The organism is Pseudomonadota bacterium (assembly GCA_039024915.1).
GTDB lineage: Bacteria > Pseudomonadota > Alphaproteobacteria > Rhizobiales > MH13 > MH13.
The window spans coordinates 51,868-74,280 of record JBCCPK010000006.1 but is presented as its reverse complement, the minus strand read 5'-3'; the positions used below and the strand labels follow the sequence as shown (position 1 = coordinate 74,280).

The following is a 22,413-nucleotide window of genomic DNA, read 5'->3' as shown; positions in this document are numbered from 1 at the left end:
CGTTGTGTCAGGTGTGGATGACACGGTCATAGGCGTCGAGAACGCTCTCATGCATCATTTCCGACAGGGTCGGGTGCGGGAAGACGGTGTGCATGAGGTCTTCCTCGGTGGTCTCAAGGTTCATCGCGACCACATAACCTTGGATGAGCTCTGTAACCTCGGCGCCTACCATGTGGGCGCCCAAAAGCTGGCCCGTGTCGGCATCAAAAACGGTCTTCACAAGCCCATCGGGCTCGCCGAGCGCGATCGCTTTGCCGTTGCCAACAAAGGGAAAGCGGCCAACCTTGACCTTGTGCCCGGCGTCCTTGGCTTTCTGTTCCGTGAGCCCCACTGAAGCGACCTGCGGATTGCAGTAGGTGCACCCTGGAATTTTTGCCTTGTCCATTGGGTGGACATCCATGCCCGCTATCTTTTCCACGCAGATGACGCCTTCATGCTCGGCCTTGTGAGCAAGCATGGGCGGCCCAGCGACATCGCCGATTGCATAAATCCCCTTCACGGACGTATTGCCGTACCCATCAACGGAGACGATCCCGCGATCGGTTTTCACACCAAGCTTTTCAAGACCAAGGTTCTCCGTGTTGCCAACAACACCGACAGCGGAGATCAATTTTTCGGCTTCGATAACCTGGCTCTTGCCATCTTTCGTCTCGACGGTTGCCTTGATACCGGCGCCCGCCTTTTCGACCTTGCCGACCTTGGCACCGGTGATGATCTTCATGCCCTGCTTCTTGAACTGTTTGGCCGCGATGCCGGCGATTTCAGCGTCCTCAACGGGCATGATCTGATCCACCATCTCGACCACGGTCACGTCCACGCCCATCGTTGCGTAGAAGCTCGCAAACTCGATGCCGATTGCGCCCGAACCCATCACCAGCAGTGACTTGGGCATGGATGGCGGCACCATGGCCTCAAAATAGGTCCAGATGGTCTTGCCGTCTGGTTCAATCCCAGGGATCACCCGTGGGCGCGCGCCGGTTGAAATGATGATGTGTTTGGCGCTGTAAGTCCCCTCGCCTTTTGTGCCCTTGGGCGCGGGGTGTGCAGGTTCTACGGCAGGCTTGCTGGGCTTGCCGACCTTGACTTCGCCGACCTTCGTGATCGACGCTTCGCCCCAAAGAACATCGACCTTGTTCTTTTTGAGCAGGAAACCAACGCCGCCATTGAGTTGCGCCGACACACCACGCGAGCGCTTGACGACCGCAGCGGCATCGAAACCGATACCCTGCGCGGAAAGACCGTAGTCCTTGGCGTGCTCCATATAATGGTAGATTTCCGCCGACCGAAGAAGCGCCTTGGTCGGAATACAGCCCCAATTGAGGCAAATGCCACCAAGATGCTCGCGTTCAACAACGGCGGTCTTCATACCGAGCTGCGCAGCGCGGATGGCTGCCACGTAGCCCCCTGGCCCGCCGCCGATCACGATTACATCATACTGGTCTGCCACAGCGTTTCTCCCGTTTCGCCGGGATGATGCGCCTAGCTTGCGGCGGACAGCATCCCGTAGATTTCATCCTTGAGCTGCATCCGTTCGCGGCGCATCGAGTCCATGTGCGCATCGTCGGTCGGCTCAACATTTGTTTCGGCTCTGTGAACGGCCCGATTCACGTCGTGATAGGCATCGAAAAGCTTCGCAAAATGGGCATTGCTTACCTTGAGTTGATGCATCAGGTCTGTGTGATCGGGAAATTCCTCGGCCAGTTCGTGGGGCACGTGGGACATGGGCATCTCCATTGAAAACGGTTTAATTTGCCCACTTTATCGCCTCGTTAAACGCACCCCAACCGTTGCTTGATCGTGTTGAACACGTATGCGAGCGGCGCGCCGCTACACCAACATGCTCATCGGGTTTTCGATGTAGCCTTTGAATGCCCCCAAAAGCTCCGCGCCCAGCGCACCATCGACGCAGCGATGGTCGGTCGACAAGGTCACCGTCATGACGGTAGCGATTGCCAACGCGCCATCTTTCACGACGGGGCGCTGTTCACCTGCGCCAACCGCCAGGATCGTTGCGTGCGGCGGGTTCACGACCGCCGAGAAATTCGACACACCCATCATCCCCATGTTCGAGACCGCCGTCGTTCCACCCTGATATTCATTGGGTGCGAGCTTGCGATCCTTCGCGCGCTTGCCGAGGTCTTTCATCTCGTTGGAAATGACGGACAGAGGCTTCTCCTCGGCTCGCCGGATGATCGGCGTGATCAAACCACCGGGAATGGATACGGCAACACCGACATCGGCGTGCTTGTGCTTGACCATGTCGCTCGACGTCCAGGATACGTTCGCTTCCGGTACATCGCGAAGCGCCAGCGCGAGCGCCTTGATCACCATGTCGTTGACCGACAATTTGTAAGCGGGCTTGTCGTCGTTCACAGGTGCAGACTTGTTCAGTTGCGAGCGCAGAGCCAGGAGTTCATCGAGCTGGCAATCCACCGATACGTAAAAGTGTGGAATGGTTTGCTTGGACTCGGTTAGTCGGCTCGCAATCGTCTTGCGCATCCCGTCATGGGCTACCAGTTCGTAAGAGCCTTCCTCGAAGTTCTTGAGGACCGCATCATCCGACATGCCCGAAGGGACGGCTTTCGCGGCCGCGGGGGGCGCGGCGGCAGAAGAGGTCGTCGCTTGCGACGGAGCGCTGCCGGAAGAGATGGCGGCTTCGATATCGGCTTTGATGATCCGCCCACGCGGGCCCGAACCCGAAAGAGCGGCCAGATCGATCCCGTTCTGCTTGGCCAGACGACGCGCCAACGGAGAGGCGATGATGCGGTTGCCGCCAACGACCGGCGCAGGCGGTGTCGGCTCCGCGGGATGCGTATGGACATGGCTTGGCAGTCCAGTCTGCGTCTCGCCACCACCGACGGTCGCCGCAGGTCCGGCGGACGGTTCTGGCGCTGACGGAGGCGCAGGTGCGGCATCCATAGCTGAGGCGTCTTCGCCGTCTTCCAGGAGTACGGCGATCAACTCATTGACCTTTACGCCCGCCGTCCCATCCGGAACGACGATCTTTCCGACCGTCCCTTCATCGACAGCTTCAACTTCCATCGTCGCCTTGTCGGTTTCAATCTCGGCCAGAACATCGCCGGAGGTGACGCTGTCACCCTCTTTGACCAGCCATTTGGCGAGGTTGCCCTCCTCCATCGTGGGAGACAGGGCGGGCATCAGAATATTGATGGGCATCTGTCTTCCTTACGCTTTGTATGTCACAGCTTTGACGGCCTCGATCACCTCGCCAACGTTCGGCAAGGCAAGCTTTTCTAGGTTGGCCGCATAGGGCATGGGCACGTCTTTGCCGGCAATCCGGATAACCGGAGCATCAAGATCGTCGAACGCGCGCTCCATTAGCTGCGCGGTAATCTCCGAGCCGATTGAACAGACCGGGAAACCCTCTTCGATCGTGACGCAGCGATTGGTTTTGCGAACCGATGCGATGACCGTATCGAGGTCCATCGGCCGCAAGGTGCGCATATCGATCACCTCCGCAGAGATGCCCATACCGGCTAACTCGTCGGCTGCCTTTTCGGCATAGGTCATCCCGATCCCGAACGAGACGAGTGTTACATCCGAGCCAGTTCTTGCAATCCGCGCTTTGCCGATCGGCAAAACGTGATCATCGAGCTTGGGCACATCGAAGGTTTGGCCGTAGAGAATCTCGTTTTCAAGAAACACGACCGGGTTCGGATCGCGGATGGCAGCCTTCAAAAGGCCTTTTGCGTCGGAAGCCGTGTAGGGCTGGATAACCTTCAGGCCGGGTATAGACGAGTACCACGCCGCGTAATCCTGGCTGTGCTGGGCCGCAACGCGCGCCGCCGCGCCATTGGGACCACGGAACACCATGGGTGCGCCCATCTGGCCGCCAGACATGTACAGTGTCTTGGCTGCCGAGTTGATGATCTGGTCAATCGCCTGCATGGCGAAGTTGAAGGTCATGAACTCAACGATGGGCCGCAGTCCGGTCAGCGCAGCACCAACGGCGATGCCAGTGAAGCCATGCTCGGTGATCGGCGTATCGATGACCCGCTTCTCTCCGAATTCCTGCAACAGCCCCTGCGAGATTTTGTAAGCGCCTTGATAGTTGGCGACCTCCTCACCCATGAGGAAGACATCTTCATCATGCCGCATCTCTTCGGCCATGGCGTCGCGCAGAGCCTCGCGCACCGTTGTCGGCACCATTTCCGTGCCCTCGGGAATGTCGGGATCGGAGGCGACCTCACTGGTAACCGGCGCAGCAGGCACAGATGGCACAGGCCCTGGTTCAGGCGTGGTAGAAGCGGGCGCTTCAGCTGCCGCCGGCGCAGGCGCACTGCCACCTGAACCAATAGCCGTTGCATCCTCCCCGTCTTCGAGAAGAACAGCAATCACCTCGTTGACTTTGACCGCATCTGTTCCCTCGGCAATGAGGATCTTTCCAATCTTGCCCTCATCGACGGCCTCGACTTCCATCGTGGCTTTGTCGGTTTCGATTTCGGCGATCACATCGCCGGAGGTAACGTCATCGCCCTCGGCTTTGAGCCATTTGGCGAGTTTGCCCTCTTCCATCGTTGGAGAGAGAGCGGGCATCAGAATATCAATAGGCATAATGCTCCCCCTTAAAGCGTGATGTCTGTGAACAGTTCCGACGGATCGGGTTCAGGATCGTTCTGGGCAAACTCCGCGGCATCTGTGACGATGGCGCGCACATCCTTGTCGATGGCCTTGAGGTCGTCCTCGGACGCAAGCCCGGCTTCGATCAGGCGGGATTTCACCTGTTCGATCGGGTCGTGCTCGGCACGCATTTTCTGCACCTCGTCCTTGGTGCGGTACTTGGCCGGGTCCGACATCGAATGGCCGCGATAGCGGTAGGTCAGCATTTCTAGGATGTACGGACCTTTGCCTGAACGGGCGTACTCAAGGGCCTTCTTGCCGGCAGCGTAGACCGCGCGGACGTCCATGCCGTCGACCTGCTCACCGGGGATGCCAAACGAGATGCCACGCTGCGACAGATCGGTAGTGGATGACGAGCGCTCAATGCTCGTCCCCATCGCATATTTGTTGTTTTCGATGATGTAGACGACAGGCAAATCCCAAAGCTTCGCCATGTTGAAGCTCTCGTAAACCTGCCCCTGGTTCGCCGACCCGTCACCGAAATAGGTCACCGACACATTGCCATTTTCGCGGTACTTGTTGGCGAAGCCCAGGCCCGAGCCAAGCGACACCTGCGCGCCGACAATGCCATGGCCGCCATAGAAGTGTTTCTCGCGACTGAACATGTGCATCGAGCCGCCCTTGCCCCGCGAATAACCGCCACTGCGCCCGGTCAGCTCGGCCATAACGCCCCGGCTCTCCATGCCGGTCGCCAGCATGTGGCCATGATCACGATAACTGGTGATGACCTGATCGCCCTCGATCATCGCCATCTGCATGCCAATAACGACCGCTTCCTGGCCGATATACAGGTGACAGAAACCGCCAATGAGACCCATGCCGTAGAGCTGACCAGCCTTCTCCTCAAAGCGGCGAATCATGAGCATTTCGCGGTACGCGTGCAGCTCCTGATCCTTATCGAACTCCGTAATGGCAGGGCTGGTTTTTGCGCTTGAGCGCCGCGTCGTCTTTCTAGCTGTCCTGGGAGCGGTCTTAGAGGCCGTCTTGGACGCTGTCTTGCTGGTTGTTTTGCTCGTCGAGCGGGCGGCTCTCGCCATGGGCACACTCCCTGATGACACACCTTACTGGCGTGCTTTGGCGCAACAGATGCGCAGGTTTCAAAGTCGGGGGTGCAGCCTAAGGCCGAAAATGCGAAGTATCGCGCCGTTTTCGGCATCGAAGGATGACGCCTCCCGAACGTCTATTGCTTGACACGTATCGAAGAATTGGGCGCAGGAAAAGCCCAACGGAGGGCGCATTTGGGACCGTATAAATGCGTAATTTCAGCAACTTGAGCGAATTTAACTGAATAGTGATTAATTTTGCTGCGCCGCACATCTTATATGCCGCAGCGCACACAAAAATGGGTTTAGGTCATCACAGGGAGGTGGTTTTGCGCGCCTGCTCGACATTCGTGCCTGCTTGGCCACGTTCATGGCCGAGGGATCACCTGTTATGGCAGGATGATGCGCTCGCCGTCAGCGATCAACGCAAGGTTGCTCCGTGCTCGCTCATCAAGCAAGTCACCATCCAACGCGCTGGCATGAAGGGCGCGAACCCGAACTTCCAACGCCTGCTTACGTTCCGTGAGTTCAGCCAGCTCGCCTTCCAACTCGACGACACGTTGCTCAACCTCGGCAAACGCAAAGAGACCATGGTCACCGTGGAAGGCGTGATACGCGAAGTATAAGCCGAAAGCGAACATCGACACGCGAAACAGATACAGCGTTCGGCGCGAGCGACGTTTGTGGCGGGTTAGCATGACCATTGCGGGCGAAAAGCTCCTGCCCCGGTACGCAAAACAAAATCCGAAGCACCCTCACCATCACCATGCGACGTTAGCCGCTTGCTAAGGGGAATGGTTAATGGGCAAATTTTGCCGAGTTAACGATTTAAGTGTGCAGGTCCAGTGTACGAGATGGCCGATCGACGGGCGTGGTCATCACCGGTTTGGCCTTGCGATGAACGGTTCTCAGAAGGGTAAAGCGCCCCGTGTGAGCCAGTAACCGAAGCCGACGGCAACAGAAACCACAGCGACAAACACCGTCATCTCTCCCATAACGATACTGATGACTGAAAAGCAAAGCACAGCCAAAGCCACGGCAGTAAGCGCATGCGCACGATTGGACATTTGCTACTGTTTCAACACATTCCGACCATGATAGACGGCAGCGTCGCCGAGCTCTTCCTCTATGCGGATGAGCTGGTTGTACTTTGCGAGCCGGTCCGAACGCGCCAGCGATCCTGTCTTGATCTGCCCGCAATTGGTCGCAACGGAAAGGTCTGCGATCGTCGCGTCTTCGGTTTCGCCAGAGCGGTGGCTCATGACCGCCGTGAAGGATGCCCGGTGGGCCATATCAACGGCGGTCAACGTTTCTGTCAGCGTACCGATCTGGTTAACCTTCACAAGGATTGAGTTCGCTGATTTCTGGTCAATGCCTGTCTTGAGCCGCTTGGGGTTGGTGACGAACAAATCATCGCCCACAAGCTGGACCTTGTCGCCGATTTTGGCGGTCAAAGCCGCCCAGCCATCCCAATCGTCTTCGGCCATTCCATCTTCAATTGAAACAATTGGATATTTGCCAACAAGCTCAGCGAGAAAGTCGACCATATCAGAGGACGACAGCGTTTTGCCCTCACCTTTCATCGTGTAGGTCCCATCGGCGTAGAATTCCGTCGACGCGACATCAAGCGCCAGCATGACGTCGTCGCCGGGACGGTAGCCGGCAGCCTCGACCGCCTTCATCACGAAATCCAAGGCCCCGGCTGTGTCGAGGTCAGGCGCGAAGCCACCCTCGTCTCCAACATTCGTGTTCTGACCCGCGTCTGACAGCGCTTTTTTGAGGGTATGGAAGATCTCCGTGCCCATTCGCACAGCATGGGCAAGGGTCTCCGCCCCCACCGGCATGATCATGAATTCTTGAAAGTCGATCGGGTTGTCGGCGTGCTCGCCGCCATTGATGATGTTCATCATTGGTACAGGCAGCACCCGCGCCGAAGGCCCGCCCAGATAGCGGTAGAGCGGCAGATTGCAGGCTGTTGCTGCCGCTTTTGCGTTGGCGAGTGACACCCCAAGGATAGCATTGGCCCCCAAGCGTCCTTTGTTGTCCGTCCCGTCAAGCGCGATCATCGTATTGTCGATGTCGATCTGGTCTTCGGCATCAAAGCCCAGAAGCGCCTCACACAGTTCGACGTTGACGTTGTCGACCGCTCCCATAACGCCCTTGCCTTTGTAGGCGTCGCCGCCATCGCGCAGTTCGACCGCTTCATGCGCACCCGTTGACGCACCAGATGGGACCGCAGCCCGGCCGAGGGTACCGTCTTGAAGTTCGACATCGACTTCGACCGTTGGATTGCCCCGGCTATCAAAGATTTGGCGCGCGTGGACGTCGACAATGGCTGTCATGGATGGTTCCCCCCGGAAAAGCGGCTGCGTTGGTGAAGCCTTGCTTGGCTCTGGTAACGTGAAATAGGCCTAGCGACCAGCCCAGTTTGATCGAGCGCTCACAGCGCTTTTGCTGCCGCGTCGATCATCTTGAGCCGCGCCAACAGCGCCCTCATATCAGAAAGTGGAATCATGTTGGGCCCATCGGACGGAGCGTTCTCAGGGTACTGGTGTGTTTCGATGAACAGCCCGGCAATACCGGTCGCGAGCGCCGCCCGCGCCAAGGGCTCCACGAACTCCCGCTGGCCGCCGGTCGAGCCGCCCCGCCCGCCCGGCTGCTGAACCGAGTGTGTCGCATCGAAGATCACCGGCGCGCCCATCGCCGCCATGGTCGGTAGTGAGCGCATGTCGACCACCAGCGCGTTGTAGCCAAACGACGCGCCTCGCTCGGTAAGCAGGACATTTGCGTTGCCTGACCCCGTGAGCTTGTCGAGAACATTCTTCATGTCCCAAGGCGCGAGGAACTGTCCCTTCTTTACGTTGATCACGGCACCGGTTTCCGCAGCCGCAATAAGCAAGTCTGTCTGGCGGCACAGGAATGCCGGTATCTGCAAGATATCGACCACGTCTGAAACGGGCTTGCACTGCTCAGGCAGATGAACGTCGGTCAGAAGCGGAACACCGAGTTCACCGCGCAAATCCGCAAAGACGCCCAGCGCCTTGTCGAGGCCGACGCCCCGTTTGCCGGAAAGGCTCGTGCGGTTGGCCTTGTCGAAACTGGTCTTGTAAACGAGGCCGATGCCGAGATCGGAGCATATCTCCACCAGCGCACCGGCCATATCGAAGGCATGCTGGCGACTTTCCATCTGGCAAGGCCCGGCAATCAGGGCGAATGGCGCGGCGTTATCAAAAACCACATCACGTGCGGCAACTTGCGGGTTTGGCGTCACGCGTCCGCCTCCATGACGATCAGCGTACAGCCGAAAGGGTCTTGCGGCGGAATGATAAGCGATCCGTCACGCTCGGCGTAGCTAACCGAATTGCCTTCGAGAATGGTCTGCATCGCCCCAAGATCTTCCACCACAATTTCACAGGCCATGATGCGCGGCCCGCGGCCCCAGGGCGCAACAGCCTGATCGGTCATGGCCTCATACGCGTCTGGTGACAGCACGGAAACATAGGCGTTCGGCAGGTCCATCTCGATGCCAACGGACGTTGTGCGCAGATCGCGGTCCCCGGTTGCTCGTTGAAACATGTACTGGAAATCGCTGGGGTTGGGTTCGACCGCGATAAGCCTGCCAATGCCGATGGCACCGTTGGGATGTTCGGTGCGTTCTGGCCGCCAGAGTATCTCGCGCGTCAGGTGCTCGCAGGCGAACAAGGTGATGTCCGGCGCACGATCCCAGCTCGAAACCGCCAGATGAACGCCAATGGTCGTCTCGCCACCTTCGGGCATCGCTTGTTTGCGTGTGAAGGACAGGATGTCTCCAGCGCTTATGCCATCCGCCTCGAACCGCTCCTGCATCTCGCGGGCACTATGCGTCGTAAACGCCGCCATGACGGGACCGTATCCATGGCGGAACCGGAACGCGTCATACCGACTGATGAAGACGTTGGGCTCTTTGAGCGCAGCCAACTCGGCATCCCGATCCGTCACGGCGAGCGGTTCGAAATAGGTATCGTTGGCAAAAAAAACGTTGCAATTGCCGGTGCCGAACGGGTGATGCGCATCAGGCTGAACCTGAAATCCCAGCGCTTCGAGCCGCAAGCGCGCCGACGCCAGATCAGGCACGCCGACAACGACGTGGTCGAGTGCATTTTTTGGGGTCATGAATGCGCCTTGGGTATCCCGCTACACCAGCCGGCTCTGTTCTATCGCCGCTTCGATGAAGGACGCAAATAGTGGATGCGGCTCGAAGGGACGCGATTTGAGTTCGGGATGGAATTGAACCCCTATGAACCAGGGATGATCCTCATATTCAATGGTCTCCGGCAACACGCCATCGGGCGACAAGCCGGCCATCGTCAGGCCTGCATTCTCAAGGGTCGGGCGGTAGTCGATATTGACTTCATAGCGGTGCCGATGGCGCTCCGAGATTTGGCTGGTGCCATAGATCGATGCAATCTTTGAGCCTGGTGCGAGTGTTGCATCATAGGCGCCAAGTCGCATCGTTCCTCCAAGGTCACCTTCGGTGGCGCGCGTTTCCAGCGCGTTGCCCTTGAGCCATTCGGTCATCAGCCCGACGACAATTGGCCCCTCACCGGTCTCGAACTCAGAGGACCGTGCGCCGGAAATGCCGGCCAGGTTGCGAGCCGCGTCAAGCACGGCCATCTGCATGCCGTAACAGATGCCAAAATAGGGAATGCCACGTGTCCGCGCGAAGGACGCTGCGTTGATCTTGCCTTCCGCGCCGCGCAGGCCAAAGCCGCCGGGCACAAGTATGCCGTTCACGCCCTCAAGGTAGGGGCTGGGGTCTTCGCGCTCGAACACCTCGGACGCGATCCACTCGATATCGACTTTCACGCGATTGGCGATACCGCCATGGGTCAGCGCCTCGATCAGAGATTTGTAGGCATCCTTCAGGTCGGTGTACTTGCCCACGACTGCAATCTTCACCGAGCCGTCCGTGTTCTTCACGCCGGTTGAGATTTGCTCCCACCGTGACAGGTCGGGCGGAGGCGCGTCGTCGATACGAAAGGCGGCAAGAACCTCCTCGTCGAGACCTTCGTCATGGTAGGCAAGCGGCACGTCATAAATGTGCGGCACATCAAGTGCGGGGATGACGCTTTGCTCACGCACATTGCAGAACAGTGACAGTTTCTTGCGTTCACCAGGCGGAATAGGCCGGTCGCACCGCACCATCAGGATATCCGGCTGTATGCCGATCGAGCGCAACTCCTTGACGGAGTGCTGCGTCGGTTTCGTTTTCAACTCGCCGGCGCTGGGGATGAACGGCATCAAAGTCAGATGCATATAGATGACATCACCGCGGGGCAGTTCATTGCCGAGTTGGCGAATGGCTTCAAAGAAGGGCAGCCCTTCAATATCGCCAACCGTTCCGCCAATTTCGCAGATCACAAAATCATAGTCATCGTTTCCTGACAAAACGAAGGCTTTGATCGTATCGGTGACGTGTGGGATGACCTGCACGGTCGCGCCAAGATAATCGCCCCGGCGCTCTTTTGCGATGATCGTCTGATAGATTTTGCCGGTTGTGATGTTGTCGTGCTTGTTGGCCGAACGGCCCGTGAAGCGCTCATAATGACCGAGATCGAGGTCGGTCTCCGCCCCGTCGTCGGTGACGAAGACTTCTCCGTGCTGGGTTGGAGACATGGTCCCCGGATCGACGTTGAGATAGGGGTCGAGTTTCCGGATGCGGACCTTATAGCCACGTGCCTGCAGCAAAGCTCCAAGAGCCGCCGCAGCGATGCCTTTTCCAAGAGAAGAAACCACGCCGCCGGTGATAAAGATGTATCGCGCCATGGGACTCAGGGTCTAGCGAACAGCACTGCATCCGACAAGCACTCATTGCCAGCTGTTTGTGCATGGCTGCAATGCCGCACAAAAAAGCCCGCCGACAAGCGGCGGGCTCTAAGGAGGTTCGCGTCTTTCGGCCGTTTACTGCGACGTCGGGACCTGCGGTTCGGCGGGCACCGTCGCATCCGGCGTGACCGGCTCGACCTCGCCGCCGATCTGTTCAAGCAGTGTGGTGCCGGGCCCGGACGGCTGCGCGTCGGGAATCGAATCAAGGATGGACGAAGGACCGGCGGTTGTCTGTGCCAGGATGGTCAACGAGATCGAGGTGGCGAAAAAGCCGATCGCAAGGAATCCGGTCGCCCGCGTCAACACATTCGCCTGACCTCGGCTCGACATGAAGTTGCCGCCTCCGCCGCCACCGCCGATACCCAGTGCGCCACCCTCTGAGCGCTGCAACAACACCACAGCGACAAGGGCAACAACCACCAGCAGGTGGACAACGATCAAAACAGTCTCAAGCGTTTCCATACGCGCTTCCCAATTTCTTCCGGTCGGGCATCACCGTTTCGGCAACTGCTCGATAGATGTGCATCGTGCTTTGCAGTGCAAGTGTTCTAAGGGCTGCAGGTCCTTGGTGACTGCGCTCTTCCCTCTCGCTGGCGATTACACCAAGGCAATCGTCAACGCAAAACCTTTCAGACCAAACCGCTGACCATGATCCGTGCCAAGTCTGCGAGCATTACATCCGAACAAGGTCACGCACGGCGGTCGCGATACCCATGAAGTCACTGGCGGACAGGCTTGCCCCGCCGACCAAGGCGCCATCGACATTGGTTGGGCTCAAGACTTCAGCCGCGTTCGCTGGTTTTACGGAGCCGCCGTAAAGGATGCGCATCGCCGCACCCGCATCGCCAAAACGTTCCGCAAGGGTCCTGCGAATTGAGTCATGCATTTGGGCGATGTCATCGACGGTGGGTGTTAGCCCCGTGCCAATCGCCCACACCGGCTCGTAAGCAACCACCGTGTTTTCAGCCGTCGCGCCGTCGGGGATGGACGCCGCCAACTGGCCGGAAACAATCTCAACCGCCTGGCCCGCTTCGCGCTCATCCTTGGTTTCACCAACACAAACGACAGCACACAATCCAGCGCGCCACGCCGCAAGCGTCTGGGCGTTCACCTCAGCATCGGTCTCGCCATGGTCAGTACGGCGCTCGGAGTGGCCCGCCAGAACAAAGTCGACGCCAAGGTCGCAAAGCATCTCCGCAGAGATGTCGCCGGTATGCGCGCCGCTTTCTGCAGCATGGCAATACTGTCCGCCGATATGCACGGGCACGGTGTCGACGGTTTTGACGGCAAGCGCAGCAAGGGTTGCCGGCGGGCACACCAGAAGGTCGAGCGCCTCGAGCACACCCTCTTCGGCTGCGCGGCGCATCACCGCTTCGATCGTATCGAGCGAACGGCGCAGTCCGTTCATCTTCCAATTTCCCGCAACGAGGGGCCGGATTGCTTGGGTTGGCATCGCGCTTTCCAAATCTGGGGCCAAATTCTGGCCCAACTGTCCTGTAAATCGCGGGCCTGCTAGCAGGTTTGGCAAAAAGGTGCAAAAGGCGCGCGCATGCGCAGTGTGCTTGCGAGGCGGCTGCCCTTCTGATTATAGTCCGGCTTCATCAAGCCATCTCGTTGAATAGTACGATATAACAAAAGCTTAGACCCATGCTCACCAGGATGCGCGAAGGCGCCAAGGGCACCGTTGCCAAAGTCTTTTTGATTCTCGTGTCCGTCGCCGTCGTGGCTGGGTTGGGTTTTGGCAGCTATTTTGGGGGTATCGGCCAGCGGACGGTTCTTGCCGTCGGCGATGCTGAAATCTCCGCCGAAACGTTCGAGATTGCCCTGCGGCGGCAGCTTAACCAGCTGAGCCAGCAGATCGGCACGGGGCTGACGATGGAACAGGCTCGCATGTTCGGCCTTGATCGGCAGCTCCTGAGCCAGCTCGCGTCGGAAGCGGCGCTCGATTCCGAAGCTGACCGCCTGAATATCGGGGTTTCCGATCCCCGCCTTGCCGAGCGCATCGCGTCCGACCCCATTTTTCTTCAGGTTGGCGGGTTCAACCGGCAATTCTTCCAGCAAGTTCTGCGCAGCTACGGCATATCCGAAGATGATTTCGTTGCCGACACGCGCTCTTTTGCAGCACGGCAGCAACTCGCAGAGGGTGTGACCGGCGGCCTGCAACCGCCACAATTCATGCTGGAGGTGGCCAACACGTACGCCAACGAATTGCGCAAGGTCAGCTATTTGAGGCTGACCGAAGAGAACCTTGAGCCGCCAGCACCACCAACAGACGAAGAGCTTGTGGCGTTCTACAATGAGCGGACATCGGACTATCGGGCTCCCGAATATCGTAGCGTTGAGATGGTCGTGCTGTCGGAGGCGGCGCTTGCCGATCCCGCCGGTGTGCCGGAAGATGAAGTGCGTGCCGCCTATGAGCAGGAGCTTGGTGCGCGGGCGGCCGCCGGTCAGCGTGACGTCACGCAGCTCCTCTTCACGGATGCCGCTGTTGCATCGAGGGCGCGCGACAGGCTGGCCGCCGGCGAAAGCGTCTCCGATCTGCAAGCCGATGATGGCTTCAGTTTCACCGTGACCGAGCTTGGTTCTGTTCGCAGAGATGCCATCCTCGACGATAGCGCAGGCGACGCCGCATTTGCCCTGGCCGCTGCCGGTCCTACCGGCGTGATCGAAGGGCGCTTTGGCAACATCATCATGGTGGTCAACAGCATCGGCAGCGAAAGCACGGTAGCGTTCGAAAATCTCGAAGGTCCGCTTCGTGACGAGCTGGCACGCGCGCGGGCACGCGATGATCTGTTCAACCTGTTTGACGCCGTTGAGGACGCGCGCGCGGGCGGCGATACGCTGGCGACCATCGCGGAGCGCTTCGATCTTGAGCTGGTTACGGTGGCGGCCGTCGATTCCAACGGCTTTGACCGCGAGGGCAATGATGCCGGACTTCCCGAGACCGACGATCTGCTGGGCGAAATGTTTGAAACCGATGTCGGCCTCGAAAACGATGTCGTTGATACGGCCGATGGCGGCTTTGTCTGGTACGACGTGACGGGGATCGAAGCGGCCCGCGACCTGACCTTCGAAGAGGCCGAAAGCCGGGTACGCGACGATTTCATCGCCGACCAGCGTGACAACCTGCTGCGCGACCGCACGGCCGAACTCGTTGACGAACTCGAACGCGGTCGCACGCTGGAAACACTCTCGCTCGCGCTTGATGTCCCACTCCAGCAGACCGAACCTTTCACCCGGGGCGAAGCGCCTGATGAGCTTGGTGGTCCCGCAACGGTGGCAGCATTTGAGGGGGCTGAAGGCCATTTTGGCGATGTTGAAGCTCCCGACCGTACCAGCCGGCTGGTCTTCGTCGTCACCGATGTGGCGCGGCCCGCCTTTTTCGAGCAAGCGACAGACGTCCAGCAGCTTGCCGAGGAACTCGGCCCGTCGATCGAGAACAGCATTCTGACGCAATATGTAGGGGCGCTGCAGGCTAGCCTGGGCGTGCAAGTCAACCAGGACCTGCTAAATCAGCTCTTGGTGGGCGGCATCGCCCGGTAATCCCCAAACAGTTGCAAACCGCCAGCCATGCTCATCGAACCCGCCTCAGACGCGTTTAACGCACGCTATTCCGCGGGCCAGGCCCAGGTGGTCTACACACGCCTTGTGGCTGACCTTGAGACCCCTGTTTCTGCGATGCTGAAACTCTCCCAAGGTGGGGCAAGCACCGCGTTCTTGCTGGAGTCTGTTGAAGGCGGCGCGGTTCGGGGCCGCTATTCGATGATCGGGCTACGCCCGGACCTGATCTTCCGGGCGGACGGCAACCGCGCGGCCGTCGCCCAGGTGTCTGGCGACGGCAAGGTCGGCGGCTTCGATGAACTCGACGCCCCTGCCCTTGATGCGCTGCGGACCTTGATCGATGACAGCCGTATCGATTTGCCCGACGGGTTGCCGCCAATGTCGGCGGGCGTCTTCGGCTATCTGGGCTACGATACCGTGCGCCTGATTGAGCGCCTGCCGCAACAGAACCCGGATGTCCTGGGCGTCCCGGACATGCTGCTGATGCGACCGACGGTTATCGTTATCTTCGACGCTGTGCGCGATGAAATCACCATCGTCACGCCCGTCCGGCCTGACGACGCGGTTTCTTCCTCAACCGCTTATGCGCGTGCCATTGACCGACTGACCGAGGCTGTTGACCGCCTCGATACCCCACTGCCGCGCTCCAGCGATCCCATAGAACTGCCAATGCCGACGGTGACATCGAACACCTCGCCAGAGGACTACAAGGCTATGGTTGAGCGCGCGAAAGAGTACATCCGCGCCGGCGATATCTTTCAGGTGGTCCTGTCGCAGCGCTTCGAAGCACCCTTCCCGCTTCCCGATTTTGCGCTTTACCGCGCCCTGCGCCGCACCAACCCTGCCCCTTTTCTCTACTATCTGTGCTTCGATGGCTTCACCATCATAGGCTCAAGCCCGGAAATTCTGGTGCGCGCGCGCGATGGCGAGGTGACCATTCGTCCAATCGCCGGCACGCGGCCGCGCGGAGCGACGCCCTCTGAAGACAACGCCCTCGCTGACGAGCTACTGGCCGATCCGAAGGAATGCGCTGAGCATCTGATGTTGCTGGATCTTGGCCGGAACGATGTTGGCCGGGTCGCCAAGATGGGCACCGTTAAGGTCACCGATCAGTTCTTTATCGAGCGCTATAGTCACGTCATGCACATCGTCTCAAACGTGGTCGGCGAGCTGGATGAAGGCCGGTTCGACGCGCTCGACGCGCTCGGCGCAGGCTTTCCCGCCGGCACGGTTTCCGGAGCCCCAAAAGTGCGCGCGATGGAAATCATCGACGAATTGGAGCGGGACAAGCGCGGCATCTATGCTGGCTGCGTCGGCTATTTTGATGCCTCTGGTGCTATGGATACGTGCATCGTGCTGCGCACAGCGGTAGTGAAAGACGGCGTCATGTATGTTCAGGCAGGCGCCGGGATCGTCGCCGACAGCGATCCGCAGTCGGAACAGGACGAATGTGTGAACAAGGCCAAGGCTCTGTTCCGTGCCGCTGAAGAAGCTGTGCGCTTTGCGGCCACGTCGCAGCGGGGGCAGTGATGGGCTGTCGGCAAACCTTCCCGGTAAAGCATCACCCCACCCCTAGCCCCTCCCCACCAATGGGAGGGGTACGCGAGAATGCCACGTGGCGTCTCGCTCCCCCTTGTGGCGAGGGATCAAGGGTGGGGGGCCTGCAATGACCGGCACCTATCTGGTCATCGATAACTACGACAGTTTCACCTACAACCTCGTGCATTGCCTCGGTGCAACCGGTGTGAAGATGGATGTGGTGCGCAACGACGCGACGACGGTCGATGCGATAGCCAAGCGACGCGCAAGCGGAGAGCTTGAGGGCATCGTCATCTCACCAGGCCCTTGTACGCCCGACGATGCCGGCATGTGCCTTGAACTGATCGAAAAGCTAGGCGCGAGTACACCGATGTTTGGTGTGTGCCTGGGGATGCAGGCTATGGGCCAGGCTTATGGCGGCAACGTCATCACGGCCAGCAAGCTTATGCATGGCAAAGTCTCGCCCATAACGCCCGCAGCCGAGGCGGACGTCTTCAGCGGGATCAACGGCCCCTTCGATGCAACGCGTTACCATTCTCTGGCGGTCGAGCGCACATCGCTGCCAACGACGATGGCGATTACCGCGCGTGCCGATGATGGGGAGATTATGGGCCTGAGCCACACATCCCACCCCGTGCACGGTGTTCAATTCCATCCCGAAAGCATAGCCTCGCAGCATGGTGAGCGGATTCTGGCGAACTTCGTGGCGATCGCGACCCGCTTCAACGACGCCAAAAAGCGTTCCGGCGCATAACAGAGGTCCCGATGACCGACAGCTTCAAGCCGCTTCTTACTAAGGTGTGCCAAGGAAATGCGCTAACCCGCGAAGAAGCCTCTACCGCTTTCGATGCGATCATGTCCGGCTCGCTTGGTATGGCGCAAATAGCGGGGTTCCTGATCGCGCTCAAAGTGCGCGGCGAAAACGTCGACGAATTGGTCGGTGCGGTCAGGACGATGCGATCGAAAATGACCCCGGTGGACTTGCCCCCGGACCTTGCGGCAAGCGCGATCGACATTGTGGGCACCGGCGGCGATGGCAAGGGCAGCTATAATGTTTCAACGGCGACTGCCATCGTGGTCGCCGCGTGCGGTGTACCCGTCGCCAAGCATGGCAACCGGGCAGTTTCATCGAACTCAGGCGCTGCGGACGTTCTCAAGGCGCTCGGGGTCAATATCGAGCTTTCTGCCGACCAAATCGCTCTTTGCATTGAACATGCCGGAATCGGGTTCATGTTCGCACCCATGCACCATTCGGCGATGAAGCATGTCGGCCCGACCCGCGCAGAACTGGGGCAACGGACGATCTTCAATCTGATAGGTCCGTTGTCGAATCCTGCACGGGTCACCCGTCAGCTGGTGGGTGTCTATGACGAACGCTGGATGATGCCCATGGCCGAGACGCTGCATGCTCTTGGCTGCGAAGCCGCTTGGGTTGTTCACGGGTCAGACGGGATGGACGAAATCACCACCACCGGCATCACGCAGATGGCCAAGCTTGAAGAAGGCACTGTGAGCCTCGCAATGCTCGATCCGCGCGACGAGGGTATTGATCTGGTCGACGAACGGGAGCTTGTCGGCGGCGATGCCGACCATAACGCAAGCGCCTTGCAAGCGGTGCTGGCTGGCGAGCCAAGCGCTTATGCCGATATCGTGCTGCTGAACGCGGCTGCATCCTTGTGTGTCGCTGGCGCGGTGACCTCGGTTGAGAAAGGCCTCAACGTAGCGCGTGAAGCCATTGAGACCGGCGGGGCGGAACGAACGCTCGCACGCCTCGTCGATGTATCCAACGGCGGCGTCTGATGGCCGACATTCTCGAAAAAATTGCTACTTACAAACGGCAGGAAGTTGAGGAAGCGAAGCGGGTTGCATCGATTGCAACGCTTGACGCGGAGATCCGGGCGCAGAGCGCACCAAGGGGCTTCCTGCACGCGTTGAAGACAAAGCGTGACGCCGGCACCTATGGTCTGATCGCAGAGATTAAGAAGGCGTCGCCTTCCAAGGGCCTAATCCGTGCGGACTTCGATCCTCCGGCCCACGCCAAGGCTTATGAAAACGGTGGCGCTGCCTGCCTTTCCGTTCTCACCGATGCGCCGTCCTTTCAGGGGCACCCGGACTATCTGGTCGCTGCACGCGCGGCGACCGGCCTGCCCTGCTTGCGCAAGGATTTCATGTTGGACACCTATCAGGTCGCCGAAGCGCGCGCCTGGGGCGCTGACTGCATCCTCATCATCATGGCGATGATCGACGATGAGCTGGCAGCTGATCTTGTTGCGGCGGCGGGCCATCATAGAATGGATGCATTGATTGAGGTCCATGACGGCCCGGAGCTTGATCGAGCGCTTAAGCTTGGTGGGCCGCTCATAGGCATCAATAACCGCAATCTTCGGACGTTCGAAACGCGGCTTGAAACATCCGAAGAGCTGGCCAAACTCGTGCCGGAGGATCGGTTGCTTGTCAGTGAGTCCGGGCTCTTTACGCGGAACGATCTCGACCGCATGGCGCGTAGTTCCATCACCACCTTTCTGATCGGTGAGAGCCTGATGCGCGAGGATGATGTGGTTGCTGCGACGCTGGCGCTGCTTGATCCGGTGCATGCATGAGCGGCAAGTCCAAACGCTTGAGCCATGTTGATCAGGCGGGCAAGGCCTCAATGGTCGACGTCTCGAACAAACCGGACACGCAGCGAACCGCCCATGCGCGGGGCCAGATTAAAATGCAGGCGGAAACAGTGAGCGCTATCGAGGGAAATCGGCTCAAGAAGGGCGATGTGCTGGCGACGGCGCGCATCGCAGGTGTGATGGCAGCCAAACGCACCCATGACCTGATACCGCTGTGCCACCCGCTCGCCCTGACCGATGTTCAGGTGGACATAATCAAGACGGACCAGGGCTTTTCAGTGGAGACATCGGTCAGAACGACCGGCAAGACGGGCGTTGAAATGGAAGCTCTGTCGGCATGCACTGTCGCGCTCTTGACGCTTTACGACATGGCCAAGGCGATAGACCGGCGCATGGTTATCGATGGCGTCGCGGTCGTCGAGAAATCGGGCGGCGCATCTGGGGACTGGGTCGCGCCTGTACCTACACCATGAGTGCCGGTGCTCCTGCTCGGAGCGTGCGAGAGCCCTCTTATGGCTGATCTGCTGCCTCTTGAAGAGGCGCTAGCGGTGATGATCGACAGCGTTTCGCCGCTTGATGCCGTCGACTTGCCCCTCCTCCAATGCGACGGGTTGGTGTTGGCGCAGGACGTGATCGCGCAGCGCACGCAGCCGCCGTCGGCCGTTTCAGCGATGGACGGTTATGCGCTGCCCATTGAACCCTCATCCGGTCAGCGGTTTGAGGTACTCGGTGAGGTTCCTGCGGGTGGTCATTGGGCCGGTACAGTCGGCGCAGGTCAAGCGGTCCGTATCTTCACCGGCGCCCCCGTCCCAGCAGGCGCATCTCATGTTCTCATCCAGGAAGACGCGGTGAAAGATGGAGCCTTTATCACCGTCGGTGAACGCGCTGGCTCGGGCGCGAACATCAGGCCGGCGGGCGGAGATTTCTCCGAAGGCGACCGGCTGCTCAGGAAGGGGATGCGTCTGACGCCGCAGAAGCTTGCTTTGGCCGCAAGTGGTGATCATGGATCTCTGAACGTCCAGTCTCGCCCAACTGTCACCATCTTGATGAATGGCGATGAGTTGCGCTGGCCTCAAGGTGGTGGCCCGTTTGTCGCGACAAAAACCCCGTTTGTCGCGACAGAACAGTCTAGTTGTCGCGACAAGTCGGAGGATGGGTCGGCGATCGTTGCATCGAACGGTTTTGGAGTAGCAACGCTCGCTGAGCGTTTCGGCGGCAAGCTGGTTAAGCTCGATTTGATCGCCGATGATCGTGATGCACTTGGAGACGCGATTGCCTGCAGTGGGGCAGACTTGCTGGTGACGATTGGGGGCACGTCGGTTGGCGATTATGATCTTGTCCGCCCTGCCCTGGAGGAAAATGGCTACGCACTAAGCTTTCCAAAGGTGGCGTTAAGGCCAGGCAAACCTACGATTTTCGGCACCCGAAAAAATAGTGGAGGGTCGGCTTATGTTCTTGGTTTGCCTGGCAATCCTGTATCGGCACTGGTGAGTGCGATGATCTTCATGCGCCCTCTGATTGCGGCACTTTCCGGTCGGTCAGAACCTCTATTGCCGCTCGAGGATGCGATCGTTGGTGCACCGGTTCCCTCGAATGGACCGCGGGCCCATTTCATGCGAGCGAGGCGGCTGCCTGACGGTTCTTACGCACCGGTTACGTCGCAAGATTCGTCGCTTCTTCAGCTTTTATCCGACGCGGACGCTTTGCTGTATCGGCCTTCCGGTGCAAACGTACTCGCAGTTGGTACGTCATGTGAGATAATGCCCTTACCGCTTTGATTTTTCAAACAATCAGCGATTCTTCGGGAGTGACATTTGCTGCCAGAATCGTCGGGCTGAATGCACCCAGCTTACTGCCTTCAAGGAAGTGCGCGCCGAGTATTGGCTGATAGGCTGCGCCCATGGCCGCCGAAATGCGGCCCAGTACGCCAGCATGGACCCGAACGGGTCTGATTTCCATCATATCAACGTTTTCCAACGCGACCCTCATCCGGTTGATCACGGCATCTTTTATTGATGCCGGAAAGCCGCCATCCACGACCACCGTGTCAACATCGACCAGAGCTGCGGACGAAACCGCGGCGCTTGCCAGCGCCTGGGCCGTCGCCTGTGTCCAAGCATCGATCCTTGGATCCTCTAGCGTCCATTCAGGAGAATCCATCCGCAAGCGCACGTCACGTCCGGAAGTCTGGGACAGTTCCTGTTCCAGGACATAAATCGACGCTCGATGGACAAGTTGATTAGGTTCTGCGGCAAGCCCGTCAACGAGGACGGTTCCCATGGCGCCGGCGTTCCCGCGTTTGCCGAAGAAGACCTTCCCATCGAGGACCACCCCGCCCCCGACGAAGGCGCCTACATAAAAATAGAGGAAATCCGAGAGCGCCTCACCCGCGCCAAAGATCAGCTCGCCACTGCACCCCATACTGGCATCATTGGCAACGAGGACAGGCAGGCGCGTGAAGCGCGCGAAACTCTCGACAAAATCATGCCCACGCCAAGCATCCATGACGCCCGGTGGTGCGCCAGCAGCTTCGGGTTTGTGCCAAAGACCAAAGGGCATGGCGACGCCGATTCCGACAATCCGGGCGCGCAGCGGCACTGGCAAGACGTCCTCCATCGAGGCCATGCCTTCAGCCACAAAGGCATCAATCGCTTCTGGAACGGGATAATCGTAGCGAACCGAGCGCGTATCAATCACGCTGCCGATGATGTTCATCAGCACCAGATCGGCGCCGCGCCTGCCAACTCTCAGCCCGTAGGCCAGTGATCCCTCAGGGTTCAGATAAACCGGTACAGATGGCTTGCCGACCCGCCCGCGCTGGGGCGTTCCGCGCAACAACATGCCGTCCGCTTCAAGCGATCTGGTGATGTTGGAAGCCGTTTGAGCGGAAAGCGAGGTTAAGCGAGCAATCTGGGCGCTCGCCACCTGCCCCTCATTCTTAATGACCGACAAGACGAGACGTTCATTGTAGTTGCGCACGCCTGCAGGCGTTGCGCCGTTGCTGGCACCCGAACGGAAAGACGGGCGTTTACCCTGGGCGGTTTGGGAGTGCTGTTTCATGATCCCTCAGCGTACCAGCCTACCGCTGAGATTTATTAAATCAAGTTTATTTATTTATTGACGGCGAGAATGGGCTCTGTTTAGTT

General features: G+C 59.3%; 20 protein-coding genes. 7 read left to right on the top strand and 13 right to left on the bottom strand.

Features of this window, described 5'->3' with window-relative positions:
• Nucleotides 1-7: 7 nt before the first annotated feature.
• The 12 genes from lpdA to tpiA all read right to left on the bottom strand — a co-directional run bounded on the left by lpdA (nucleotide 8) and on the right by tpiA (nucleotide 13,002).
• A complete protein-coding gene (lpdA, locus tag AAF739_12790) occupies nucleotides 8-1,447 on the bottom strand; it encodes a dihydrolipoyl dehydrogenase (protein ID MEM6383546.1) in 1,440 nt (479 codons plus the stop codon).
• Between the two features lie 32 nt (nucleotides 1,448-1,479).
• On the bottom strand, nucleotides 1,480-1,722 hold the full coding sequence (locus tag AAF739_12785) for a YdcH family protein (protein MEM6383545.1): 243 nt from the start codon (nucleotides 1,720-1,722) through the stop codon (nucleotides 1,480-1,482).
• A 105-nt stretch (nucleotides 1,723-1,827) separates the two neighbouring features.
• Nucleotides 1,828-3,177, bottom strand: coding sequence for a pyruvate dehydrogenase complex dihydrolipoamide acetyltransferase (locus AAF739_12780; protein ID MEM6383544.1), 1,350 nt, complete (start codon nucleotides 3,175-3,177; stop codon nucleotides 1,828-1,830).
• 9 nt (nucleotides 3,178-3,186) lie between these two features.
• Nucleotides 3,187-4,575 (bottom strand): pyruvate dehydrogenase complex E1 component subunit beta, encoded by a 1,389-nt coding sequence (locus tag AAF739_12775; protein MEM6383543.1) that lies wholly within the window; start codon nucleotides 4,573-4,575, stop codon nucleotides 3,187-3,189.
• 11 nt (nucleotides 4,576-4,586) lie between these two features.
• Nucleotides 4,587-5,678: a pyruvate dehydrogenase (acetyl-transferring) E1 component subunit alpha gene (gene pdhA, locus AAF739_12770; GenBank protein MEM6383542.1), complete on the bottom strand. Its 1,092-nt coding sequence runs from the start codon at nucleotides 5,676-5,678 to the stop codon at nucleotides 4,587-4,589.
• Nucleotides 5,679-6,073: 395 nt separating this feature from the next.
• Nucleotides 6,074-6,388 carry a septum formation initiator family protein gene (locus tag AAF739_12765; protein ID MEM6383541.1) on the bottom strand — a complete coding sequence of 105 codons (315 nt, stop codon included), beginning with the start codon at nucleotides 6,386-6,388 and terminating at the stop codon, nucleotides 6,074-6,076.
• Between the two features lie 366 nt (nucleotides 6,389-6,754).
• On the bottom strand, nucleotides 6,755-8,026 hold the full coding sequence (eno, locus tag AAF739_12760) for a phosphopyruvate hydratase (protein ID MEM6383540.1): 1,272 nt from the start codon (nucleotides 8,024-8,026) through the stop codon (nucleotides 6,755-6,757).
• A gap of 98 nt (nucleotides 8,027-8,124) precedes the next feature.
• Nucleotides 8,125-8,955 (bottom strand): 3-deoxy-8-phosphooctulonate synthase, encoded by an 831-nt coding sequence (gene kdsA, locus AAF739_12755; GenBank protein ID MEM6383539.1) that lies wholly within the window; start codon nucleotides 8,953-8,955, stop codon nucleotides 8,125-8,127.
• Nucleotides 8,952-9,836, bottom strand: coding sequence for a VOC family protein (locus tag AAF739_12750; protein ID MEM6383538.1), 885 nt, complete (start codon nucleotides 9,834-9,836; stop codon nucleotides 8,952-8,954). Before AAF739_12750 ends, kdsA begins: the two co-directional genes overlap by 4 nt.
• Nucleotides 9,837-9,857: 21 nt before the next feature.
• Nucleotides 9,858-11,489, bottom strand: a complete 1,632-nt coding sequence (locus AAF739_12745; protein MEM6383537.1) for a CTP synthase — start codon at nucleotides 11,487-11,489, stop codon at nucleotides 9,858-9,860.
• Between the two features lie 135 nt (nucleotides 11,490-11,624).
• Complete coding sequence (gene secG, locus AAF739_12740; GenBank protein ID MEM6383536.1) at nucleotides 11,625-12,011, bottom strand: preprotein translocase subunit SecG; 387 nt, start codon at nucleotides 12,009-12,011, stop codon at nucleotides 11,625-11,627.
• Between the two features lie 211 nt (nucleotides 12,012-12,222).
• Entirely contained in the window at nucleotides 12,223-13,002 is a 780-nt protein-coding gene (tpiA, locus tag AAF739_12735; protein MEM6383535.1) for a triose-phosphate isomerase, read from the bottom strand.
• 194 nt (nucleotides 13,003-13,196) lie between these two features.
• Between tpiA and AAF739_12730 the strand changes: the two genes are divergently transcribed.
• The 7 genes from AAF739_12730 to AAF739_12700 all read left to right on the top strand — a co-directional run bounded on the left by AAF739_12730 (nucleotide 13,197) and on the right by AAF739_12700 (nucleotide 21,045).
• Entirely contained in the window at nucleotides 13,197-15,092 is a 1,896-nt protein-coding gene (locus AAF739_12730; GenBank protein MEM6383534.1) for a peptidylprolyl isomerase, read from the top strand.
• A 27-nt stretch (nucleotides 15,093-15,119) separates the two neighbouring features.
• On the top strand, nucleotides 15,120-16,640 hold the full coding sequence (trpE, locus tag AAF739_12725; protein ID MEM6383533.1) for an anthranilate synthase component I: 1,521 nt from the start codon (nucleotides 15,120-15,122) through the stop codon (nucleotides 16,638-16,640).
• Nucleotides 16,641-16,776: 136 nt separating this feature from the next.
• Nucleotides 16,777-17,403 (top strand): aminodeoxychorismate/anthranilate synthase component II, encoded by a 627-nt coding sequence (locus AAF739_12720; protein ID MEM6383532.1) that lies wholly within the window; start codon nucleotides 16,777-16,779, stop codon nucleotides 17,401-17,403.
• Between the two features lie 11 nt (nucleotides 17,404-17,414).
• Nucleotides 17,415-18,449, top strand: coding sequence for an anthranilate phosphoribosyltransferase (trpD, locus tag AAF739_12715; protein MEM6383531.1), 1,035 nt, complete (start codon nucleotides 17,415-17,417; stop codon nucleotides 18,447-18,449).
• Nucleotides 18,449-19,249, top strand: coding sequence for an indole-3-glycerol phosphate synthase TrpC (trpC, locus tag AAF739_12710; protein ID MEM6383530.1), 801 nt, complete (start codon nucleotides 18,449-18,451; stop codon nucleotides 19,247-19,249). Before trpD ends, trpC begins: the two co-directional genes overlap by 1 nt.
• On the top strand, nucleotides 19,246-19,740 hold the full coding sequence (gene moaC, locus AAF739_12705) for a cyclic pyranopterin monophosphate synthase MoaC (GenBank protein MEM6383529.1): 495 nt from the start codon (nucleotides 19,246-19,248) through the stop codon (nucleotides 19,738-19,740). Before trpC ends, moaC begins: the two co-directional genes overlap by 4 nt.
• 39 nt (nucleotides 19,741-19,779) lie before the next feature.
• Complete coding sequence (locus tag AAF739_12700; GenBank protein MEM6383528.1) at nucleotides 19,780-21,045, top strand: molybdopterin molybdotransferase MoeA; 1,266 nt, start codon at nucleotides 19,780-19,782, stop codon at nucleotides 21,043-21,045.
• Between the two features lie 4 nt (nucleotides 21,046-21,049).
• Here the strand turns inward: AAF739_12700 and AAF739_12695 are convergent, their stop codons facing one another.
• Nucleotides 21,050-22,327, bottom strand: coding sequence for an ROK family transcriptional regulator (locus tag AAF739_12695; protein ID MEM6383527.1), 1,278 nt, complete (start codon nucleotides 22,325-22,327; stop codon nucleotides 21,050-21,052).
• Nucleotides 22,328-22,413 lie beyond the last annotated feature (86 nt).

Bases quoted from the DNA above. Each gene is read 5' to 3' on its own strand.
- secG (MEM6383536.1), bottom strand. From the start codon at position 12,011: ATGGAAACGCTTGAGACTGTTTTGATCGTTGTCCACCTGCTGGTGGTT.
- AAF739_12765 (MEM6383541.1), bottom strand. From the start codon at position 6,388: ATGGTCATGCTAACCCGCCACAAACGTCGCTCGCGCCGAACGCTGTAT.
- moaC (MEM6383529.1), top strand. From the start codon at position 19,246: ATGAGCGGCAAGTCCAAACGCTTGAGCCATGTTGATCAGGCGGGCAAG.
- AAF739_12785 (MEM6383545.1), bottom strand. From the start codon at position 1,722: ATGTCCCACGTGCCCCACGAACTGGCCGAGGAATTTCCCGATCACACA.
- AAF739_12695 (MEM6383527.1), bottom strand. From the start codon at position 22,327: ATGAAACAGCACTCCCAAACCGCCCAGGGTAAACGCCCGTCTTTCCGT.
- AAF739_12780 (MEM6383544.1), bottom strand. From the start codon at position 3,177: ATGCCCATCAATATTCTGATGCCCGCCCTGTCTCCCACGATGGAGGAG.
- trpD (MEM6383531.1), top strand. From the start codon at position 17,415: ATGACCGACAGCTTCAAGCCGCTTCTTACTAAGGTGTGCCAAGGAAAT.
- AAF739_12700 (MEM6383528.1), top strand. From the start codon at position 19,780: ATGGCTGATCTGCTGCCTCTTGAAGAGGCGCTAGCGGTGATGATCGAC.
- trpC (MEM6383530.1), top strand. From the start codon at position 18,449: ATGGCCGACATTCTCGAAAAAATTGCTACTTACAAACGGCAGGAAGTT.
- AAF739_12750 (MEM6383538.1), bottom strand. From the start codon at position 9,836: ATGACCCCAAAAAATGCACTCGACCACGTCGTTGTCGGCGTGCCTGAT.
- AAF739_12775 (MEM6383543.1), bottom strand. From the start codon at position 4,575: ATGCCTATTGATATTCTGATGCCCGCTCTCTCTCCAACGATGGAAGAG.
- tpiA (MEM6383535.1), bottom strand. From the start codon at position 13,002: ATGCCAACCCAAGCAATCCGGCCCCTCGTTGCGGGAAATTGGAAGATG.
- pdhA (MEM6383542.1), bottom strand. From the start codon at position 5,678: ATGGCGAGAGCCGCCCGCTCGACGAGCAAAACAACCAGCAAGACAGCG.
- eno (MEM6383540.1), bottom strand. From the start codon at position 8,026: ATGACAGCCATTGTCGACGTCCACGCGCGCCAAATCTTTGATAGCCGG.
- AAF739_12730 (MEM6383534.1), top strand. From the start codon at position 13,197: ATGCTCACCAGGATGCGCGAAGGCGCCAAGGGCACCGTTGCCAAAGTC.
- trpE (MEM6383533.1), top strand. From the start codon at position 15,120: ATGCTCATCGAACCCGCCTCAGACGCGTTTAACGCACGCTATTCCGCG.
- AAF739_12720 (MEM6383532.1), top strand. From the start codon at position 16,777: ATGACCGGCACCTATCTGGTCATCGATAACTACGACAGTTTCACCTAC.
- AAF739_12745 (MEM6383537.1), bottom strand. From the start codon at position 11,489: ATGGCGCGATACATCTTTATCACCGGCGGCGTGGTTTCTTCTCTTGGA.